This window comes from Arenicella xantha, from assembly GCF_003315245.1.
GTDB classification, from domain to species: domain Bacteria; phylum Pseudomonadota; class Gammaproteobacteria; order Arenicellales; family Arenicellaceae; genus Arenicella; species Arenicella xantha.
This window is the reverse complement of the sequence record NZ_QNRT01000003.1, coordinates 195,901-217,117: the sequence shown is the minus strand read 5'-3', so window position 1 is coordinate 217,117 and position 21,217 is coordinate 195,901. Positions and strand designations below refer to the sequence as shown.

General features: G+C 47.7%; 21 protein-coding genes. 9 read left to right on the top strand and 12 right to left on the bottom strand.

Annotated elements, in window-relative coordinates; genetic code table 11:
• Window positions 1–115: 115 nt before the first annotated feature.
• The 5 genes from DFR28_RS12890 to DFR28_RS12870 form a co-directional block, all read right to left on the bottom strand.
• Window positions 116–820 carry an SPOR domain-containing protein gene (locus tag DFR28_RS12890; protein ID WP_113954778.1) on the bottom strand — a complete coding sequence of 235 codons (705 nt, stop codon included), beginning with the start codon at window positions 818–820 and terminating at the stop codon, window positions 116–118.
• Window positions 821–896: 76 nt separating this feature from the next.
• Complete coding sequence (locus DFR28_RS12885) at window positions 897–1,634, bottom strand: type III pantothenate kinase (protein ID WP_113954777.1); 738 nt, start codon at window positions 1,632–1,634, stop codon at window positions 897–899.
• On the bottom strand, window positions 1,631–2,596 hold the full coding sequence (locus DFR28_RS12880; protein WP_147251020.1) for a biotin--[acetyl-CoA-carboxylase] ligase: 966 nt from the start codon (window positions 2,594–2,596) through the stop codon (window positions 1,631–1,633). The genes DFR28_RS12885 and DFR28_RS12880 overlap by 4 nt, the downstream gene beginning before the upstream one ends.
• Before the next feature lie 83 nt (window positions 2,597–2,679).
• Window positions 2,680–3,366, bottom strand: coding sequence for a phosphoadenosine phosphosulfate reductase domain-containing protein (locus DFR28_RS12875; RefSeq protein WP_113954775.1), 687 nt, complete (start codon window positions 3,364–3,366; stop codon window positions 2,680–2,682).
• Window positions 3,367–3,501: 135 nt separating this feature from the next.
• The gene (locus DFR28_RS12870) at window positions 3,502–4,698 is read right to left on the bottom strand and encodes a M48 family metallopeptidase (protein ID WP_113954774.1); all 1,197 of its coding nucleotides are present in this window, start codon (window positions 4,696–4,698) and stop codon (window positions 3,502–3,504) included.
• Window positions 4,699–4,910: 212 nt separating this feature from the next.
• Between DFR28_RS12870 and DFR28_RS12865 the strand changes: the two genes are divergently transcribed.
• Complete coding sequence (locus DFR28_RS12865; protein WP_113954773.1) at window positions 4,911–5,618, top strand: hypothetical protein; 708 nt, start codon at window positions 4,911–4,913, stop codon at window positions 5,616–5,618.
• A gap of 5 nt (window positions 5,619–5,623) precedes the next feature.
• On the opposite strand, the gene DFR28_RS12860 is transcribed toward DFR28_RS12865, so the two are convergent.
• The 4 genes from DFR28_RS12860 to DFR28_RS12845 form a co-directional block, all read right to left on the bottom strand.
• Entirely contained in the window at window positions 5,624–6,445 is an 822-nt protein-coding gene (locus DFR28_RS12860; protein WP_113954772.1) for an alpha/beta fold hydrolase, read from the bottom strand.
• A gap of 17 nt (window positions 6,446–6,462) precedes the next feature.
• Window positions 6,463–8,058, bottom strand: a complete 1,596-nt coding sequence (locus tag DFR28_RS12855; RefSeq protein ID WP_113954771.1) for an ABC-F family ATPase — start codon at window positions 8,056–8,058, stop codon at window positions 6,463–6,465.
• Between the two features lie 220 nt (window positions 8,059–8,278).
• Window positions 8,279–9,298 carry an OprO/OprP family phosphate-selective porin gene (locus DFR28_RS12850; protein ID WP_113954770.1) on the bottom strand — a complete coding sequence of 340 codons (1,020 nt, stop codon included), beginning with the start codon at window positions 9,296–9,298 and terminating at the stop codon, window positions 8,279–8,281.
• A 311-nt stretch (window positions 9,299–9,609) separates the two neighbouring features.
• Window positions 9,610–9,834, bottom strand: coding sequence for a hypothetical protein (locus DFR28_RS12845; protein WP_147251019.1), 225 nt, complete (start codon window positions 9,832–9,834; stop codon window positions 9,610–9,612).
• Window positions 9,835–9,936: 102 nt separating this feature from the next.
• Between DFR28_RS12845 and DFR28_RS12840 the strand changes: the two genes are divergently transcribed.
• Window positions 9,937–11,310, top strand: coding sequence for an SLC13 family permease (locus tag DFR28_RS12840; protein ID WP_113954938.1), 1,374 nt, complete (start codon window positions 9,937–9,939; stop codon window positions 11,308–11,310).
• Window positions 11,311–11,327: 17 nt separating this feature from the next.
• Here DFR28_RS12840 and DFR28_RS12835 read toward each other — a convergent pair whose 3' ends face one another.
• Complete coding sequence (locus tag DFR28_RS12835; RefSeq protein WP_211316992.1) at window positions 11,328–13,208, bottom strand: dipeptidase; 1,881 nt, start codon at window positions 13,206–13,208, stop codon at window positions 11,328–11,330.
• Window positions 13,209–13,312: 104 nt separating this feature from the next.
• On the opposite strand from DFR28_RS12835, the gene gshB reads away from it, so the two are divergent.
• Genes gshB through pyrB form a run of 4 tightly spaced genes read left to right on the top strand, consistent with a single transcriptional unit; the run spans window position 13,313 to window position 16,543 of the window.
• Entirely contained in the window at window positions 13,313–14,254 is a 942-nt protein-coding gene (gene gshB, locus DFR28_RS12830; RefSeq protein ID WP_113954768.1) for a glutathione synthase, read from the top strand.
• A 2-nt stretch (window positions 14,255–14,256) separates the two neighbouring features.
• Window positions 14,257–15,159 (top strand): energy transducer TonB, encoded by a 903-nt coding sequence (locus DFR28_RS12825; protein WP_113954767.1) that lies wholly within the window; start codon window positions 14,257–14,259, stop codon window positions 15,157–15,159.
• 5 nt (window positions 15,160–15,164) lie between these two features.
• A complete protein-coding gene (gene ruvX, locus DFR28_RS12820) occupies window positions 15,165–15,590 on the top strand; it encodes a Holliday junction resolvase RuvX (RefSeq protein ID WP_113954766.1) in 426 nt (141 codons plus the stop codon).
• 35 nt (window positions 15,591–15,625) lie between these two features.
• Window positions 15,626–16,543 (top strand): aspartate carbamoyltransferase, encoded by a 918-nt coding sequence (pyrB, locus tag DFR28_RS12815; RefSeq protein WP_113954765.1) that lies wholly within the window; start codon window positions 15,626–15,628, stop codon window positions 16,541–16,543.
• A 122-nt stretch (window positions 16,544–16,665) separates the two neighbouring features.
• On the opposite strand, the gene DFR28_RS12810 is transcribed toward pyrB, so the two are convergent.
• Both DFR28_RS12810 and DFR28_RS12805 read right to left on the bottom strand, forming a co-directional pair.
• Window positions 16,666–17,796: a PilT/PilU family type 4a pilus ATPase gene (locus DFR28_RS12810; RefSeq protein WP_113954764.1), complete on the bottom strand. Its 1,131-nt coding sequence runs from the start codon at window positions 17,794–17,796 to the stop codon at window positions 16,666–16,668.
• Window positions 17,797–17,854: 58 nt separating this feature from the next.
• Window positions 17,855–18,892 (bottom strand): type IV pilus twitching motility protein PilT, encoded by a 1,038-nt coding sequence (locus tag DFR28_RS12805; protein WP_113954936.1) that lies wholly within the window; start codon window positions 18,890–18,892, stop codon window positions 17,855–17,857.
• Between the two features lie 72 nt (window positions 18,893–18,964).
• On the opposite strand from DFR28_RS12805, the gene DFR28_RS12800 reads away from it, so the two are divergent.
• The 3 genes from DFR28_RS12800 (at window position 18,965) to DFR28_RS12790 (ending at window position 21,217) form a co-directional block, all read left to right on the top strand.
• On the top strand, window positions 18,965–19,657 hold the full coding sequence (locus DFR28_RS12800) for a YggS family pyridoxal phosphate-dependent enzyme (RefSeq protein ID WP_113954763.1): 693 nt from the start codon (window positions 18,965–18,967) through the stop codon (window positions 19,655–19,657).
• A gap of 122 nt (window positions 19,658–19,779) precedes the next feature.
• Window positions 19,780–20,598 carry a pyrroline-5-carboxylate reductase gene (gene proC, locus DFR28_RS12795; RefSeq protein ID WP_113954762.1) on the top strand — a complete coding sequence of 273 codons (819 nt, stop codon included), beginning with the start codon at window positions 19,780–19,782 and terminating at the stop codon, window positions 20,596–20,598.
• A 67-nt stretch (window positions 20,599–20,665) separates the two neighbouring features.
• Window positions 20,666–21,217 (top strand): YggT family protein, encoded by a 552-nt coding sequence (locus tag DFR28_RS12790; protein ID WP_113954761.1) that lies wholly within the window; start codon window positions 20,666–20,668, stop codon window positions 21,215–21,217.

Here is a 21,217-nt window from a genome sequence, read left to right as displayed (position 1 = left end):
CCTCGTTCAGGTCGCGCATTTTAGGGCGTGTTTATCTTAAATACAACGGTTCTCGTAAAAAAAAACAATAATTTACGTGGAATTAAATTTTTAGCATTTTACAACACGCCAAAACTTACCCATTACATGGGTATAAGCCCATTTTTGCCGACTGCTCACCCCAATCCATTGCACCCAACTGCAAGCGCGCCGATTCTTGATCAGACATAGAGAAATGCAGCCAATAGCTGTCTGGCAACACGACTGTCTCACTTTGCTTCTGCACATCGGTCAATGTCCCATCAAACAAACTAACGGCCATTTCGGCAGACTCAAGCGTACTGTAAATTCCAAGAGAAATTATATACGTACCATCCCCTTGCTTGCGCACAAAGTGATCGAGCACATTTTTCCGCTTCAGATCCAAGCGCGCATCCGCAACGAGAGACTGACTTTCAAAAGGCCCAAGAAAAACTCGATACACATCGGAGGACTTACTCACCCGCTTCGACTTGCGGTACTCTAAATTGGCATTTAGTAACACCGCCTGCGCTAATTCGTAGTTCTCCTTGTGCATAAACGGCCCAAGTCGGTAGCACGCTTGTCCCGATTTTGAAATAGCCGAGATTTGCAAACCGCCAGACGAGGGAGATTGTTCCGGCTCGATCGCAACCTGACTAAAAAACTTCGCTTCAATTTCTTTATTCAATCGAACGAAATGAGGATTAACGTCTTCTTTTTCAGAAAACACGTGAGGCGCTGAAACAGAACGGTCCGGCCACAAAAAAATAGCGACATTTGACAAAAGCAATATCGCAACACCATATGCTACAAATCTCATTTAGACCCCATCCTCATACTGTAACTCGCTTCAATCAACTCGACTACCATCAACACTCTCTCATCCACCAACCCAATCAACTCTTAGCTCGATCAATCACCTGCAAGCCATAAAAAACCAAATCCAACTCAACACGGTAATGATCAGGCAACACAGCAGCTAGGCGCTCAGCATCACCACCACACAACAAGACTGATAGCTTATCAGTATGCAGCAAGCGTTTTTGCATTTCGAGCACAATCCGCTCGATCGCGCCAGCCAACCCATATAGCGCGCCAGCATTAACACATTCTTGCGTCGTTCGACCAACGACTGAATCCACCTCGCTACGTTCAGAAATAATTCCAACGGTACGCCCAACCAATGCATCGTGCATCATACGAGCACCAGGCAGAATAACTCCGCCTTCGAAGCAGTGCTTGGCCGACACCAAGTCAACAGTCACTGCCGTACCCGCATCAATCACAACCAGGTCGCCCGCTGCAATCAAGTCTCGCGCGCCTAGGGCGGCCAACCACCGATCCACTCCTAAGCGATCTAAGGCTAAATATGCGTTCACCATGTGATTCACACTCGACTCAACAGCAGCCCGATTTAAACGCACACCACAATCAGCCTCCACGATACTCGCCAATCGCTGAAATATCTCTTCTTGAGCCACACAAGACGCCCACGCACGACTAACCGCTTTGCCACAACCCAGATCAATTTGATCTACCTGAGAGTTATCTATCGCACCGCGCCGAACCGGCAAATCGCCATCCATTAAAAGCCATTTAGTACGAGTATTACCAATATCAATGAATAATCTCATACCAAGCGAACACTCACATTACTGTCGGTAAAACGATGAATTTGCTCATCATCACCTCTCAACAACAAAGCCCCCATGGAATCGACGCCAGCCATTACACCCTCGTTTATGCCGTCACCCCCAATCACCTTAATGCGCCTCTCCGAAAAAGTACTCAGCGCATGCCAACGCCGCATCAACGGAGAAAACCCATCGCGCTCAAAATCCTGCAACATTGACACCAATTTATCGGTCAATCCAGCAATCAACACATTGCGGTCGCATTGAACACCAAGGCCTGCTAAATCTTGCCACTCATAAGCGCCATCAGTCGACCAATCTGGCTGATGAACATTTAAACCCAAACCAATCACAACATTGCAAGCACTCGACGCCTCGCCAGCCACGTCAATCAACACACCCGCTAATTTACGATCATTCACCAATAAATCATTAGGCCACTTTATATGAACATCAACCTCAAACTGCTCGCGCAAATGCTCGCAAACCACCAATGCCACAGCCAACCCTAAGCCGGTAATAGTTTCAGGCCAACGCGAGAACCCCCAGCTGAGTGACATCATGACATTTCGATAAGGTTTAGACTGCCAATCATTTCCGCGCCTACCTCGACCGGCAGCCTGAGATTCAGTAACACAAAGCGACCCTAGCGACTGATGAATTGCCCGACCTAATAGGTAGCTATTGGTCGACCCCACGTTTTGCAGCACGGAGATATCAGAGACTTGAGCAACATTAAGATTTGCTCGCAAATCTTGCTCATTCAGAATGGAAACGCCTTCTGGCAGCATATAACCCACGCCAGGCACGGCTTTAATCGGCAATCCGTTGTCGACCAGGGCCTGAATTCGCTTTTGCACCGTAACACGAGATACACCCAGCACTTCGCCCAGCATCGCACCGGACACACCGCTGCTCGAGTGCCGGTTTAGGAGGTGTAGTAATTGATCATTATCTAGCATAGCGCCAATATTACCAAACCCTGCCCCCAATGGCAGCAAAGAGTAATTTATCGTCGACGCTAATATTTAACGATCAATAATGCTTATTTTTGCAGCAACAACCCGCACTCTCGGTGCTCTTCGCCTTTAGTTGGATCAAAATAGTCATGATTATCTGGCAAGTCTCGATCATAAATATACTCTTCGACATCCAGCTCACTCAAATGAAACATCGGCGCGACACGAACCGTGCCATGACTGCCCGAGGTAAAAACATTCAAACTCTTGCGATGAGCATTCTGATCGTGACGAATCCCATTCAACCAAACATCCGGCTTCAACTCGCTCATTGCACGATTAAATGGTTCTAGCTTTACTATCTCAGAAAAACGATCATGCTCAGGGGTATCTAACGGAGGAATTTGACCATAAACAGCAGTGTAATGCGCCGCCGACATGCGTGGGGAATAGACCTGTAGATTTAACTCAAGTCGTTCAACTACACGCTCAATATGTCGGTACGTTTCGGGAGTATTGAACCCATGATCTACCCAGATCACCGGAATATCCTTTTTCGGCTGGGTCACCAGATGCAAAAAGGCCACAGCAAGCGGACGAAAATTTGTGAAAATGACCGGATTCTCGGCATTTTCAATTGTGAAACGCATTATTTCACTCGGCCTACTGTCTTGGAACCGCTTATTAAGCCCAATCAAATCGGCACCATTGTGAAAAACAGTTTCTTGTTCTGATTTATTTTCCTTCAATGCTCTAACCAGCTCTATGCTCATGGTTTACTACCTGTCGCAAAAATTGCGGCGCCATAGTGTTATCAATAAATAAAGTATAGGGTTGATTACATATAAGAAAAAATACTAAAAACGTATTTACATATACATTTTTAATCTATACAACCGACAAAGCCTCTAATCGAGGTCGCTAGCCTGCTCAATAGTTTGACAAATAAACGCACTAGGAATGGTTAACACCTTCGCAACTTGCTCCAACACCAGACGCTCTTCCGGCTCAACACCACCGTTAGCTTTCGCCATCAAACAAAGATCATGCAACACTTGCATCGCCTGCGTCTCGGTCGCTCGTGTTTTGACTTCCTTGCTGCGTCGCTCTAACGTGGCCTTAGTTTTCTCTAAATCCAACTTATCAGAGAACGCGTATTTTCCAAAAAAGCGCTCGAACACACCAAGCTCTTCCGCCGAAATATCGTCTTTAGCATCCGCTACTGCAATCAGGCCGGCAAACAACAAGCGCCGCATAGACTCAGCAGTGTCAGTCTTAGCCTCAAGATAACTCGGCTCCATTAGACTCAAAATCGCTTGCACACCGACCTCTAGAGATTCTCGCGAATCCTTTCCGCCATATAGCTCAGACCCTTCAAATAGCTTTAACGCTTTAACCCGCAAAGGACTAAAGGGATGCGTCGAGAACCAATCTGACTTCGGAGCCCCTTTCCCAGGCTCTTGATCGACCAACACCATATCATCCGCTTGAGACACAAAATCGTCCAAACTAAACTCAACAACTTTTGAGGTCAGACCTGACGACAATTTAAACAAAGCGCTCGCCACTGAGTCCATATCTTGCGCGCAATGCGCTCCGGCGCGGTCAGCAGACAACTCGGCATAACGAGACCAAGCAAATAGCTCCAACGCTAACTGAGGATCAGGTCGAGCATCACCTCGCAACAGGTACCCGATAGGAATCGCATGATGATTATAGACATGATGGCCTAACTCATGGCCCATCACGAACTTTAGCTCTGACTGACTGAACCCTTCGAGCAAACTGGAGGAAAACATCACATATAAGCGCTCGTCTTCCGGCTTAAAACAGGCCGCATTGAACTGTGGGCTCGAGTAGACAAACATCTCGAGCGGCAAGACAACCCCCAACTTCTCAATACACTCATCGGCCATTTGTGCAATTTCTGGCGCCATACTCGGAGTCAATCGTACGGCGCTAGAAAGCAAATTACGACGAATTCCGGTGGGTCCTTCTGCTTCGTGTCGCGCTATCTGCTCATTAACACGAACCACATCTTTAGCTGTGATTAATTTTTCATAGAGCGCAAGGTCGTTAGCACAACGAATATCGGCAGCATTCATTTTATTTAAGGATTGTCTTTAACGTGGTTAACGAGATTAACATCAGACGCCTCGAAGGTCAGTGAATTTTGCCTCGTAACATCCAACGCCGCCCCAGCTAAGGCCTCAAAAACAATCACACCATATCGTCACTCAGCTTGTGCAGAGCATCATCTAGCGTAATACTCAATAACTTAAAACCTGGCAACATCTATAAAAACAGGCACTAATGAATGAATTATGTAGTTAGCTATTGGGCACCCGATGACATGGCGAGCGACCGACGTGATGCGTTAAGGCGATATTTTGATCTTCAGCACTATACTAAAACGCGGTTTGGCGGCCATCAAATCATCTTAACCAACATCGATTATCCGAGCGCTATCCAGCTTCAGGTTCCCACCAAATTTTCTAAACCTTACGCCATGTTTGCTAAATATTTAGGGCTCGGACAAATGGTTCGCGCCGGACTCGAATTCCCCATAGCACTGCATGATCACGATATGTTTATTCGCACACAGCTACCTGTCAATGACACAGCAATTCAGTGCTGCTCCGGCTCAGGCAGCACCTTTTCAGACCAACTAGTGGTTTTCCCCGAGTGCAGCAAGGACAAGTTAATGGCATTTATTGAACGCCTCGAAAGCTTCGACTTTCCACTCGGCTTTAACGCCGGTTACGGTTGCGAAGTCAGGCATGAAGAGATGTTTTCTACCGAGGTAGCCGCAGCACTGATGGACCCTCCGCCATTTGCAGGAATGCGGATAGAAGTGAACATACCTTTTCGTGACATCGTTAGCTTTGATATTTTGGAGCATCACTCGCTGGATGTGGCGCAGTGTGAATGCCAACCCATCTCGAGTGACGCGGTCGCCGTGCACGCTCACATCAATAAGGGACCCGCTACCGACGCCTTAATCGACTGGCTAGCGGCAGATTAAAGCTATTACAACTTACCGACAATGAATTTAGTAATCGTTCGTCGCGCTATCACCGATTCTCGAGCTAGACCATCAATACAGTTGTGCCGCAAATTTTTGAACAACTTCAAGTCCACATTCCCACCCAAGCTCGTCGCTCGCGGCGGCAAGGCAATAGCATCATCTCGTGAATGCAGCAACAACACTGGAATTGACAGCTTATTTAATACCGAACGGGCAACGATACTACTTCGGTACACTTGCGCTGAGGTGTTCAAGGGAATTCGACCTTTGTAAACCAATTCGTCATTATTAATTGCTTCCTGCACTGATGCTTGGGGCGATATCAACGAGACATCCATTTCACGAATCGTGAGCATGTGACTGTAGTGCGGAAGTTTGTAGTACAAGAACCGCGAAACTGGCGCAATAATTCGCGCCAACCAAAGTTGCCAACGCGGCACATTATGCCCCACCGAATAAGCCGCACTAATCCCGATCAAACCAGCTACCTCCGGTGCAAACTGCTTATTGTCATTGAGCTGCTTAGCTACCAAGGTCATTAGCGCACCACCGAACGAGTACCCCATAAGAATTACTTGCTCAGCTTTTTTCGCCTGACGAGAAATCTCATCGACAATCATTTGCACTAGTTTTTCATAGGAAGGCACCATGCAGTGCTCTTCAATCGAATCTTCACCATGCCCCGGCAACTCCAAAGAAATCACGCTCACACCAAGATTTTTAACCATATGTTCGAGCGCAGCCTTTTGCGCAAATGCATGGCCTCTCAAACCATGCAAATAGAACACTATTGTGTGCTTAGTGCCAATTTCAAACGCTTTCATTAACAAGCCTGCATATGCTAGGTTGCTTGCGCATCCTTGCGAGCCAGAAAATCATCGTAGCTACCAACAAACTGCTCGATTTTGCCATCTTCAAGCTCAAAGATTTGATTCGCCAAACTACTAACAAACTCTCGGTCATGGCTCACAAAAATCAATGTACCATCATAATTATCCAGAGCCAGATTTAAGGACTCGATCGACTCCATATCAAGGTGGTTGGTAGGTTCGTCCATAATGATGACATTCGGCCGCTGCATCATGATTTTGCCAAACAGCATTCGCCCTTTTTCACCACCAGACAACACCTTAACCGGCTTCTTAATATCGTCTTTGGAAAATAACATCTGACCTAAGACCCCACGCACAAACTGCTCGTCTTCACCGTTTTTGCGCCATTGGTACATCCATTCGTACACCTTCATGTCAGAATCAAAATCATCAGCATGGTCTTGCGCATAGTAACCAATTTCAATATTTTCTGACCACTTCACAACACCCGACTTTGGCGGTGTTTCACCAAGCAAATTTTTCAATAAGGTCGTCTTACCCGCACCATTTTGACCAATAACGGCAATTCGATCACCGACTTCGACATTGAACGTCAGATTCTCAAACAATGGTTCGTCATAGACCATTGTCAATTGCTCAACCTCGAGCGCGTTGCGGAACAGCTTCTTGTCTTGCTTGAAACGAATGAATGGATTTACTCGGCTAGAAGGCTTAATTTCATCTAACTTGATTTTATCCAACTGCTTTTGTCTTGACGTAGCTTGCTTAGCTTTTGAAGCATTGGCCGAGAATCGACTCACGAACGTTTGCAGCTCAGCAATCTGTGCTTTTTTCTTCGCGTTCTCTGAATACATACGCTCACGGGCCATCTCAGCGGCCGTCATGTATTCATCGTAGTTGCCTGGAAATAACTTGATATCACCATAATCCAAGTCCGCCATATGCGTGCAAACCGAATTCAGAAAATGTCGGTCATGCGAAATAATAATCATCGTACTACTGCGTTCTTGCAGTACTTTTTCCAACCAGCGGATAGTGTGAATGTCTAGGTTATTGGTCGGCTCATCGAGAAATAAAATATCCGGATCAGAAAACAATGCTTGAGCAAGCAATACCCGCAACTTCCAGCCTGGCGCCACCTTACTCATCAAGCCAAAGTGCTGCTCAATCGGAATCCCTGCGCCCATCAGCAACTCACCAGCTCGGGCTTCAGCGGTATAGCCATCCATTTCGGCAAATTCCATTTCCAGCTCAGCCACCTTAATTCCCTCTTCCTCACTCATTTCGGGCAAACTGTAAATGCGGTCTCGCTCTTGTTTAACCTCCCACAGCTCGGGGTAACCCATAATAACAGTGTCCACCACAGTAAATTCTTCATAGGCAAATTGGTCCTGACTCAATTTGCCGATGCGCTCATTAGGCGTGATAGAGACATTGCCATTAGTCGGCTCGAGAGAACCGTCTAATATTTTCATGAAGGTTGATTTACCACTGCCATTCGCGCCAATTAGGCCATAGCGGTTTCCGTCACCAAATGTAACAGAGATGTCTTCAAACAATGGCTTATCGCCGAATTGCATGGTGATATTTGCGGTCGAAATCATGAGAGTATTATTGGCTAAAAATTAAGCTGCGTAGTGTACTGATTTGTGCCCACCGAGCAAAGCGGGTAACTCAAATATCTTGGGTTTCTGTTAGTACTTATGCCAGCAGCGAAAGCCTCTACTGCTGCTTCAGCAGCACATACCAAGCAAATTCTACTCGCCCAGCCACAAAAAAAGCCGGCCACATGGACCGGCTCTCTTTAGGTTTTCTAAGTCAACGTTAGAACGTCAACTGAAAGCGCACACGAAACTCACTACCATCGTCGCTCGAGGTATTACTTTCGCCATCAGTGTAATTAACACCGATTTTAACGTTCTTATGTGCGTAGTAGTTCACGCCCAAGGTGTAGGCCGACGCGTCATCTGAACCAAGTTCAATATCGGAGTGATTGCCATCGCCGTCTTCGTAGCGAGCGACCATTTCCCATGCCCCAGCCTTGCCCTTTGGCTCTACGCGCTTGAACACACCGTCTTTATACGGGCGAGACTCGCCAGTAAAAATATACCCAGCCTGAACGTAGTAACCACTCAAATCATCGGCGTCACCTTCTTCGCCATCAATAATCTCGGCTTGAATGTGAAATGGTCCGGTAGCGTAGGCAGCTTCGAAACCGAGTGCTGAATCTTCGTTAATGTCTTTGTACGCAATGCCTAAGTGAAATACTGAACTGTCAGTCTTAAGCGGCGCAAACGTGTAACGTGCAGCAAAACCGATGTCAGCATCTGTTTCATCATCGGTAAAGACACCAATGCCGTAAGTTGATTTGCCACCTTTACCAGACAGCTGTACACCTTCTGCACGGCCAACCGCATAACGTTCAGTAATCGCAGAACGCTCTAATACACTGATGTCCTTCGATGACGTTAGCTCTTCTAGGCCGAAAGGCATTTTTTGGTTACCAATAGTAACCGTCGCGCCTTTACCCCAACCTGTGTAACGCAAGTAAGCATCTTCGATACCACTGCCGTCGATATTAAATTGTGACTTGAACGCCCAATTCTTAGACACATTACCTTTTACAAAAATGCGTCCGCGACGTAGGTCTAGATCGTTTTCATCAACTTCACCGTTCAACTCAGACCGGTTGTAGTCATACATGATTCGGCCGCCTGCCTCGAACTTATAGTCACCACTAGTGACTTTCAAGCCGCCTTTGGTAGACACTTCGACTTCTGCATTGGCGGTAGTTGACGCCATCGTAGTTGCAGCTACCAGAGCCGCGATCAATTTAATTTTCATTTAACTCAAACCTCTAATTATTGGGAATGAAGCGGCCTGGATGGCGTGGAAAGTTCCGCCACAAACCTCCGACCTACTTCTATCGTGCCTAATTACTTAAGACGAGGGTATTCTCACTAGGCACGGTTACAGAATTATGACAATGGTGGAAATCCCCTGAAGGCGCACCAATGCACAGCCAGCCATATCAATACACCAGCACACCACCTTATGAGCGACACAAAAAAAGCCGGAGAACTCCGGCTTTAACTACAGGTAAGCTGGCCGCAGGCTTTAAATAATGACCGGCAGCTCGTGTCGAATGCCTAAAACTAAGGATTATTGTTCTCTTCATCTTGGCGTTTAAGCCACTCTTCATAAGAGATCGTCTCGTTCGGATCGACTGGTTCTGCGGAGTTTTTAGGTGCCTGCTTTGTCATAATTGGAGGGCGCGTAATATCCGCGACTGGAGCAATCTCGGACTCCGCTACTTTTTTCCCACCACAGCTAGCGAGTAAACAGGCAAATAAGGCGGTGACAACTGTTCGTGTAATCATATTCGACATACTATGGCTTTCTATGGTCGCAAAATTGAGCGGGTATAATAGCAAAAATTGCACAATAGTCATCCACTCCAGACAATCTCTTCCATGCATACAATGTTAAACCTACGAAGCCATCTACTACTGGGGCCAATTATGGCGCTGAGCTTATACACCATTCTGCTCAGCAATGGGCTGAACCACTCGGCCTGCGCGACCGCTGCGATCACGCTACTGACCGCTTGGTGGTGGGCTACCGAGGCATTACCAATTCCAGCCACCTCGCTATTGCCATTCACCTTATTCCCGCTGATGGGCGTACTCGACCATAAAACCGCCGCATCTGGACTTGGCTCACATATCATTATGTTAATGCTTGGCGGCTTCATGATGGCAAAAGCACTAGAACGCACGGGCGCTCATCAGCGCTTTGCCGTATTGATCTTGCGGCGCGTCGGCCCGAATAGCGCAAAACGCTTGGTTGCCGCGTTTATGTTGTCAGGAGCGTTGCTGTCAATGTGGGTCAGCAATACTGCAACTTGCTTAATGCTAATGCCCATTGCGCTCGCATGCTTAAAACAAGTAAACCAGCCCAAACTGACCGCCCCGTTGATTATTGCTATCGCGTATACGTGCTCAATTGGAGGCATTGCCACTCTGGTGGGAACCCCGCCAAACGTGATTTTCGCCGGTGTATTCGTTGAAGTCATCGGACGCGAATTTGGCTTTCTCGACTGGATGAAAATAGGCGTACCGGTGGTACTTGTACTACTACCAGTAACTTGGCTATGGCTAACTCGCAATGTGAGCGGGGAATGCTCAGTCACGCTTCCCAACGCCACACCGTGGAGCAACGATGAAAAACGCGTGGTTTGGGTTTTTGCGTTAATCGTCTTTCTATGGATATTTCGCTCTCAGCCCTTTGGTGGTTGGACCGGGCTATTAGACGCCAGCGGCATTGGGGATTCTACCGTGGCCTTGTTAGGTGCCGCATTAATGTTCGTGGTCCGCTCTGAGCGTGGCGGCGGTTTGCTAGACTGGCCGACTGCTCGCTCGATTCCGTGGAGTATCTTACTTATGTTTGGCGCCGGAATCACCATCGCTAAAGCTTTTTTTGAGAGTGGCCTTGCCGACCTTATCGGCGCACAAATGAGTGGCGTGGTTGGCGCGCTCCCCATTTACGTGGTAATGCTGATGATCTGCTTGGGCATCACTTTTTTCACCGAAATCAATTCAAATCTAGCCACCACCACATTAGTGCTACCGATTTTAGCTGCCACCGCCGCCAGCACTGGCATGGCCCCAGAGTTATTAATGATACCGGCCACCATATCGGCATCTTGTGCATTTATGTTGCCGGTCGCAACCGCTCCTAACGCCATCGCTTACGCAACAGAACAGATCAGCGTGCGGCAAATGCTGCGTGAAGGCTTGGTGTTAAATATTCTATTTGCATTCATCATTAGCGCGTTGTGCTATGTGATTCTTTGAACTCGCTCGATACCCGATCAGTCTAGCTGTTGCTGCTGACCTAAACGAACCATCATCTCGACCACAATTTGCAAATCAAGCTGGAATTGCTTGAGCGATTTAAATTCGTTGGCATTGTGGCCAGTGTATTTTTCATTGGGCATCGCAAGACCAAACTGGACACCGTTGGGTAGGTCATGCACCGACGTTCCGCCGGCGGAGGAACCAAACTCTCTCGCCAACTCAAGATTTTCACTCGCCACGTCCAATAAAGTATTGACCCAAGCGCCATCAGGGTTGCGATACATCGGAGCCTTCGACAAATACTCGAGCTGCATAGCGGTACCGGTTGTTTTCTGCCACGCCCCCAGCGCAGCCCTTACTTGCTGCTCTAAGACCGGCAACGGTTTCCCAACGGGAATACGAAGGTTGACCGCGACTTCTAAGTGCTGGTTACTGAGCTCAACTTTAGTAAACGCCGCGGTAAGAGGCCCCATAAAATCATCAGAAAAATCAATACCCATGCTCTTTCCGTAAAAATCCAACCCCCAATTATCCTGAGCGTACCGCGCCGCATCGGTAATATGGTTCTGCTTCAAGAGTTCGGCGCCGTTCAGCAGGTGCACAAACAACAGCATTCGCGACACGGGGTTAACACCACTCTCCGGTGCAGAAGAATGCGCTGACACGCCTCGAACTTCCAGCTCCAAGCGGTCGGCATTTGCTGCAACTTCAATCGAAAAATCATTACCATAAGATGCAATAAACTGCTCGGCAAGCTGCTGAACTTGGTCGCTCAATGCCGGCGCACCCGGCGCTTCGATAACCGCGCGTGAAACAGCCGGAATTTGGTTGTATGCCAGACCACCGGTCAGCGACACAAGTTCACCACCGAGCCCTTCAGCAGGCCGGACTGGAAACACGGCCTTAACCACCCCGAAGCCCTTTTCCGCAATAATCACCGGATAGTCACCATCAAGCGCAATATTGTAGTCAGGCGTAGGGTTCCGCTCCAGATAATACGGCACTGCGGTAGATGTAGTTTCCTCCGTGGTATCTACGATTAGGCGCATAGTGTTAAACAATTTAATATTTTCTTGTTGAATAACTCGCATCGCGAACAATACGGCAACGATCCCGTTTTTATCGTCTTGAGTCCCTCTTCCGTACACTCGGCCAGCGATTAATTGCGCAGTAAACGGAGACAATTCGGTACCATCGTCCAAACCCCATTCTTGCGGATTGGCCGGCACAACATCGGCATGCGCATGCAGCCCAATCAACTTCCCGCGCTCATTACCAGGCACAGTTACTTCATACACGCGCCCATCAATATTTCGATAATCGAGGCCAAAGTCAGTAGCAACATCAGCCAGCACTTGCTCCATTTCAACAAAAGCTGAGTTGTCATGCTGCGCCACATCGTCGGTTCGAGCTGTTTCAATTGAGACCAATCGAGCAAGCAAATCAAGCGCCTCATCTTGATACTTTATTCGCGTGTAAAGACCGAGCATCCGAGCAATTAACGCTTGCTGCTTCGAGCTCAACTGACGATGCGCTACATAATCACCTAATGTGTGATGCTCATGACGAGTAAATAGAACTTTTCCGCTCAAATACACTTCAAAAACAAATTCACGAAAGTCTTTAAACTCTTTGCCTTGGTATTTTTCAAGAACCTTACTTGCTACCTCAGGCGCTATATTCGTTTGCAATGGATCAGCATGACTCGGCGCCACGACACATGCCATTGCCACCATGATTGCCAACGCGATGAAGGATTTGGGAATATCTAATTGCGGTCTGGTCATATCATCAAAGTAAACGATTAAAGTTGTGTGCAACAGCACCAAAACTAAAGTGTACAGCACTTGCACAACTTGTTTATCTGGGTCTGATTGCGTGCTCTCGGCCTTCATCAATATTAACACCTCACTCGCACAGTTACTTTCGCAACTTTTCGCGGTAACATAGGCGCCCAAGCCGTGATGACACATCCTACCTACTCGAGAATTTACAAGGCATGAAAATAGGCGTTGTGATGGACCCAATTGAATCCATCAATATAAAGAAAGACAGTACCTTCGAAATGATTTGGCAAGCCCAGCAACTTGGCTGGCAAGTCGTCTATTTTGAAATGCGTGATCTATCCATCCTAAATGGTCGAGCTCTGGGCCAAGCCCGCGCCCTCACTGCCTTTCAGGATGCCGATCACTGGTTCGAACTAGGCCAGCAAGAGACCATCGAATTAGGTAGCCTTGATGCAATCCTGATGCGCAAAGACCCTCCATTCGATATGGAGTTCGTGTACTCGACCTATATTTTAGAGCTTGCAGAAGAACAAGGCGCATTAGTCGTTAACTCTCCTAGCGCCTTGCGCGACTGCAATGAGAAAGCCTACTGCGCGTGGTTTCCGGATTTATGTCCGGACACCTTGATAACCCGCAACGATCAAGACTTCAGAGCATTTTTAGCCGAACACAAAGATATTATTTTAAAACCCCTTGATGGCATGGGCGGCGCATCGATTTTTCGTGTGCAACTGGGTTCACCCAATATCAGTGTAATTATCGAGACCTTGACCCAACATGGCACTCGCTACGCCATGGCGCAACGTTTCATTCCAGAGATAAGCGAAGGTGATAAGCGCATCTTAATGGTTGCCGGCAAGCCCATACCCTACGGCTTGGCGCGCATTCCCGCCAAAGGCGAGACTCGCGGCAATCTTGCTGCAGGTGGCTCAGGCGTGGCACTGAAGTTAAGTGATAGCGATCTACATATAGCTAACACCGTGGGGCCAGAGCTAATTAAGCGAAATATTTTGTTTGCTGGCCTAGATGTCATCGGCGACCGATTGACTGAGATCAACGTTACTAGCCCAACCTGCATCAAAGAAATTAACGCACAATACGACACCAACATCGCGCTTGATCTACTGCAGGCGATCCAGGCAAAGATTGGCTAGACATGAGTAATTACTCAAGTAGTTCACAGACTGATTTACTCAGTGTTACCGCTTTTTTTTCGGCACTGTTGCACGCTGTCGTTATTCTCGGCATTAGTTTTAAACTACCCGAAATAGGGTCGCGTGCCAGCACCGACAACACGTTAGACGTGGTGCTGCTTAATTCGTCAAATAACCGCCCAGTCGAAGACGCCAACGTGGTGTCAAGCACCGACAACGAAGGTGGCGGCGATGATGACCAAGCAGCCGAATCGCCGTTGCCATGGAAAGCCGTCAACCCATCGAAAATCCAGTCAGTCCAGAAGACCGCTAATCAAGAAGCCAGCTCAAGCCTGACACCAGATCAATACATTACCGCGCAAGACGGCGAATTGGTGGTGCAACGCCTTAACCCCGAAAAAACTAAACTGGAATCCAGTGAGGCGGTCGTTGGGCCGGACAAATTCACTATTAATGCTCGGCAACTTGAACGTGAGCGATTGGTCGCAAAACTAGCTCAGGCGCAAAAAGAGTATAACGAGAGGCCCAAGAAAGAGTTTCTGTCGCCGCTCACCAAAGCACACGGTGCCGCTGAATATCTCGACGCCTGGAAGAAACGGGTTACGGCTGTTGGCAACGCAAATTATCCAGTACAGATCAAAGCGAATGCAATTCACGGCAGTTTAATTATCACGGTTGAGATTAACGCGAACGGGACAATACGCGACATAGACATCAATGAGCCCTCTAAACATAAAATCTTAAATGAAACGGCCAAGCGCATCATGCGTGATGCGTCGCCGTTTGCAGTATTTCCAGATGAGGATTTTTTTCGCAAGACCGACGTCTTAGTTATCACTCGAACGGTTCACTTCTTGCCTGACAATCGTTTCACCAGCACCGCGGCGTCACTGCCACGCAAATAGCCAGAATGACAAATTTTTCGATGGTATTAGCCTTTGATTTGGGGCTCAAACGAACCGGTGTCGCCAGCGGTCAAGCACTTACCGGTAGCGCAACGCCGTGCGGGCTATTAACGGCCAGCAGAGGGCGGCTTGACTGGAGCAAGGTAGATGCCCTCATCCAAGAGTGGCAACCAAAAACAATCGTCATTGGCGACCCACAATCGGATGATCCGCACCTTGCCAAACTGGTCAACCGATTTAAAAGTCACATACAACAGCAACATAAAATTCCGATCGTCGAAGTAGATGAGCGCTTGACCTCGGTCGCCGCCAACGCCGAATTAAGTCAGCAACGTCTGAGCACTGAGCGAAAGATTGAACTTCGCGATCAAGTTGCAGCGTGCCTAATTCTAGAGTCCTATTTTCGCTCGCTGTCACCTTCTTCGCTGTGATATTCTTCGCCGCATCTTCTCGTTGAGGTCGCGCCATGCTCCCGTTTAAGTCTCTGATTTCCTCGCAACAGTTAACTCCGAATATAATTAAACTGATTTTTGCCGCAACCGACACGATGGCCGATAGCATAGTAAGCGACGGCCGCATTGATTTGCTCGATGACAAAGTTGTGGCATTGTTATTTTTTGAGCCCAGTTCACGCACCATGATGAGCTTTCAGAGCGCCGCCCAGCGACTCAAGGCTGGCATGGTCTTTGCCCAAAACGCCAGTTCAACGTCATTTGAAAAAGGCGAAAGTTTGGAAGATTTGATTCGTATGGTCGAGAGCTATGCGGACATTATCGTGATGCGACATGCGTTACCCGGTAGCGCCTCGATTGCGGCACAAACAAGTGCGGTGCCATTTATTAACGCTGGTGATGGAGGCAATGAACATCCAACCCAAGCGTTAATAGACGCCTACACCATTTATAAAGAGAAGGGTCGCCTAGACAACCTCGACATCGTGTTTGGCTATGATTCACTTCAATCTCGAAGTATTCATTCTCTATCGCGCTTGTTATCACAATACGCCAACAATCGCTTTACGTTTACCGGCCCAGCTGAGTTACTACCTAGCCAAAGCATGTTGGATGAATTACGCGCGGCTGAAGTGGAATGTGAAGTAAAATCGCAGGTCAACCTGCATGACGGCTATGATGTCGCTTACGTAAATCGCTTACAGGAAGAGCGCTTTGTTGACCGAGACCTATTCGAGCGCAACCGTCGAAAGTATCGCTTGACGCGCCCAGATGTCGAAGGCTCTAACTGCTTGATTCTCGACCCATTACCGCGCATCGATGAAATCTGCACTGAGGTCGACGATCTCCCGAACGCGGTCTACTTCAAGCAAGCAAGCTATGGCGTGCCGGTAAGAATGGCACTACTAGCCATGCTGCTCGACAAAATGTAATCTCAAAGCACTCGCAAACTGTCTTTAAGCAAGCGCCTTCAAGCAAGCGCCTTCAAGCAAGCGCCTTCAAGCAAGCGCCTTTAAGCAAGCGCCTTTATCAAAAGGCGCCTAACGTTGGCAGTTTAGTAGTCATCCTCTTGAATGGCCACATCTGCGAGCGTTTCTCCAAACTCCGTTGATCCCGCACCTTTACCACGTAACTTAATAGCCAAGCGAAGATCATTCTCTGACTCGGCGTTTTTAATTGCATCCTCATAAGTAATCAAATCACGTTCATGCAAATCAAATAACGATTGGTCAAACGTCTGCATACCCCATTCGGTTGACTTTTGAATAGCGGTGCGAATCTCATTAATTTTATGATCTTTAATCAAATCCGCAATCATTGGACTGTTAATTAGTACTTCCACCGCAGGCACTCGTCCCTCGCGATCTTTAACCGGCAGCAAGCGCTGCGAAACCAGTCCGTATAAATTGAGAGACAGATCCATTGCCAGCTGATCACGACGATCCGCTGGAAAGAAGTTAAATATTCGATCCAAGGCTTGGTAGGAGTTGTTAGCGTGCAACGTAGCAATACATAAGTGACCCGTTTCGGAAAACACAATCGCCGCATCCATCGTTTCACGCGTCCGAATCTCACCAATCTGGATGACGTCTGGTGCTTGTCGCATCGCGTTAATCAAAGCACTGTCGAAAGAGTCGGTGTCGACGCCCACTTCGCGTTGCGTCACGATCGATTTTTTATGCGTATGCATATACTCGATCGGATCTTCAATGGTGATTATATGATCTTGAGCATTCCGATTACGGTAGTCCACCAATGCGGCCATTGAGGTACTTTTACCAGTACCGGTACCACCAACAAAAATCAGTAAACCACGCTTCTTCATGATCATCTTTTTCAAGACATCAGGAATTTGCAGCTCCTCGGTAGTCGGAATATTGGTCTTAATTGCACGTAAAACCATGCCGACACAATTTTGCTGAATGAATACATTGACACGGAAACGACCAATTTGTTTTGGATGGATCGCAAAATTACACTCTTTAGTGCCTTCAAAGACGCGCCGTTGCTCCTCGTTCATAATGCTGTAGCAAAGCTCTTGCGAATCTTTGCCATCCAGGGGAGTTCCCGCAATCGGAAATATTTTACCGTCTACCTTAAAACTTGGTGTTGCGTTAGCGGTGATAAACAAGTCGGACGCGTTTTTCACCACCATCGCGCGCAAAAGATCTGCCATTTTATACATGCTTTACCACTCCACTATTACTTTCAACTTCCGCTAAATTCATATCTATATTTCTACTTTACAAGAACTTACTCTTGTCGACGGCACGAGATCGGGCGTCACCACGAGTGATTAAGCGGTCGCGCACCAATTTCTCAAGACACTGATCCAAGGTCTGCATACCTTCATTTTGGCCGGTTTGAATCATCGAATACATCTGTGCAATCTTATCCTCACGGATCAAATTCCGAATCGCTGACGTGCCTACCATTATTTCATGTGCGGCAACTCGCCCCCCGCCTACCTTTTTAATCAGTGTTTGCGAGATAACCGACTGTATTGATTCCGACAGCATTGAACGCACCATTGATTTTTCTTCAGCCGGAAATACGTCAACCACACGGTCGATAGTTTTCGGGGCTGAACTGGTATGCAAGGTGGCTAGCACCAAGTGACCCGTTTCGGCCGCAGTCATGGCCAACCGAATGGTTTCCAAGTCACGCAACTCGCCGACTAAGATAACGTCTGGATCTTCACGCAGAGCCGACTTTAGGGCATTTTCAAAACTGTGAGTATCTTTATGAAGTTCACGCTGATTAATCAAACACCGTTTACTTTTATGTACGAATTCGATTGGGTCTTCAACCGTCAGAATGTGCGAGCGCTGCTTTTCATTAATATGGTCAACCATCGCCGCCAAGGTCGTTGACTTACCTGAACCAGTCGGCCCAGTAACTAAAATCAGTCCGCGTGGCTTTTGTACTAACTCACGAAAAATTTGTGGTGCGTCAAGATCTTCCAAACTAAGCACCACCGACGGAATGGTTCTAAACACCGCCGCTGGCCCACGATCTTGATTAAAGGCATTCACACGAAACCGCGACACATTCGGAATTTCAAACGAGAAATCCACCTCGAGGTTCTCCTCATAGGTCTTACGCTGTTGGTCGTTCATGATGTCGAAAATCATGCTGATCACGGTTTCCGCTTCCAACATGGGTAAATCGATACGTTTCATGTCGCCGTCAACACGAATCATAGGAGGTAAGCCTGATGAGAGATGTAAATCAGAGGCTTTATTTTTTTGCGCAAACGCGAGCAGTTCTGCTATGTCCATACCTTCTCCGAGGATTTGTACGATACAATTTAAAATTCTAGAGTTAAGCAAGTATAACCACAAAATCAACCAATGAGTAACCACGATTACGCATCACAACAGCTGTCTAAGGTATTGAGCCGTATACATAATGCCTGCACAGAGGCCAATAGGGAGTCGCATAGCGTTCGCTTGATCGGCGCCTCTAAGCGACAGACACCCGATCTAATCCGCGCTTTTTACGATTGCGGCCTGAAACACACTGGTGAAAACTACCTACAGGAAGCGCTGGACAAACAAGCCGAGCTAACGGACACCCGTTTGGAATGGCACTTCATTGGCCAGATCCAATCTAATAAGACTAAGCTCATTGCCAATCATTTTGCGTGGATACACGGCATCGATCGACTCAAAATTGCTCGCCGTATCGTGCAACACAATGAGCGCGAACAACAACCCAAGCTGTTGGTGCAAATAAATATCGATGACGAAGACAGCAAAGCCGGCGTAGCGTACTCCGAAGCCCCCGACTTATGCGCCCAAATCGCTAACCTAGATGGCGCTCAACTGGTTGGCTTTATGCTGATACCTAAAGCACAAACCGACAGTCATGCGCAACGCGCCACCTTTGCCAAAGCCCGCGAACTGTTAAGCCTTACCAATCAACGTCACGGCTTAGGTATGAATGAACTATCAATGGGAATGTCAAACGATGTGGAATCCGCTATCGCCGAAGGCAGCACCATGGTGCGGGTTGGCACAGATCTATTTGGGGCGCGACAATAAGCAAGAATATCTTGTGGCAAACCAGCAGAATACTGCTCGCATTGATTTCATGCTTGCTTGATTCCCGTTACAATTAGTCAAACATTGATCATCGGGGCTTGAGCCCACTTACCTAAATAATCGTGACCACAAACATTGGATTTATTGGCGCTGGCAATATGGCATCCAGCCTTATTGGCGGCCTTATTGAAAACGGTTTAGCTGCAAGCCATCTATACGTTTACGACCCAAACCAAGCAAAGGTCGAAAACTTAGCCGCAGAACTTGGTCTGCACGCTTGCTCCAGTAATGCTGAAGTGATCGAAAACTCACAGATTGTGGTGCTGGCAATTAAGCCACAAATAATGCAACAAGTTGTGCTCCCACTAGCCGCATCATTTGCGCAATCCAAGCCATTAATCATGTCCGTTGTCGCCGGCATTCGCGTTAGCTCAATTCAGCACTGGTTGGAGTATAATCACGCGGTAGTCCGCGTAATGCCGAATACCCCAGCCTTAGTCGGCTGCGGCGCTAGCGGCCTCTTTGCCAGCACCAGCGTAACGGAATCACAAAAAGATGAAGCCGAAAAGCTTATGCAGGCAGTCGGAATATGCGAATGGGTCGAACAAGAGGCGGATATTGACGCCGTAACGGCCTTGTCAGGAAGCGGACCAGCGTATTTCATGCTATTTATTGAATGTTTAGTAAACGCGGCTAGTAAAGCCGGTTTAGATCGAGACTCGGCGCTACGCTTAGCGGTGCAGACTGCTGCCGGTGCCGCCGAACTCATTTCCCGCAGCGATGAGCCACTAAGCACCTTAATCGACAATGTCACCTCACCTGGTGGCACTACTGAGCAAGCGCTTCTAGCGTTCGAAGGCGCCCAATTACAAGATATCGTGAGCCATGCTTTTGCAGCCGCTAAAAATCGCTCCGAGCAACTAGCCAACGAGCTAGCCTAACAACTCAAACAATGAGTCACATGTAACGATCAACCATCTGCATGTAACGAGGAATATAGATAGAATTATGCAAAATGCCACCAATTTTCTGATTCAAGCCATCCTGTCGCTGGCGCTTTACATTGTGTTATTGCGCTTCTGGATGCAGTGGGTTCGAGCTGATTTTCGTAATGAGCTAGGCCAATTTGTGATTACGCTAACTAACCCTGTTGTGATTCCGCTACGCAAGCTACTCCCCAGCATTCGCACCATTGACAGCGCAACACTGGCGCTGGCGTTGATTGTCGCACTAATAAAGTTGTTAGTGTTTTTTGCGCTCACTAGCTACTCAACCCAACCCGCCATGTTGCTCCTGATGAGTATCGGCTTAGTGTTGAAGTACTGCATTCATTTGTTCTTCGCTAGCATTATCATTGGCATCATCGCAAGCTGGATCAACCCACACAGCTATCATCCAGTGTTGGCGGTAGCGAACTCTATTGGCCAACCCCTACTGGATCCTGCTAGACGGCTTATACCGCCGATCGCTGGACTGGATTTCTCGCCGGTGATTGTACTGCTACTACTGCAATTTACCTTACACTTGATCCGGGCATATCTACTCCCACTACCGCTGTAA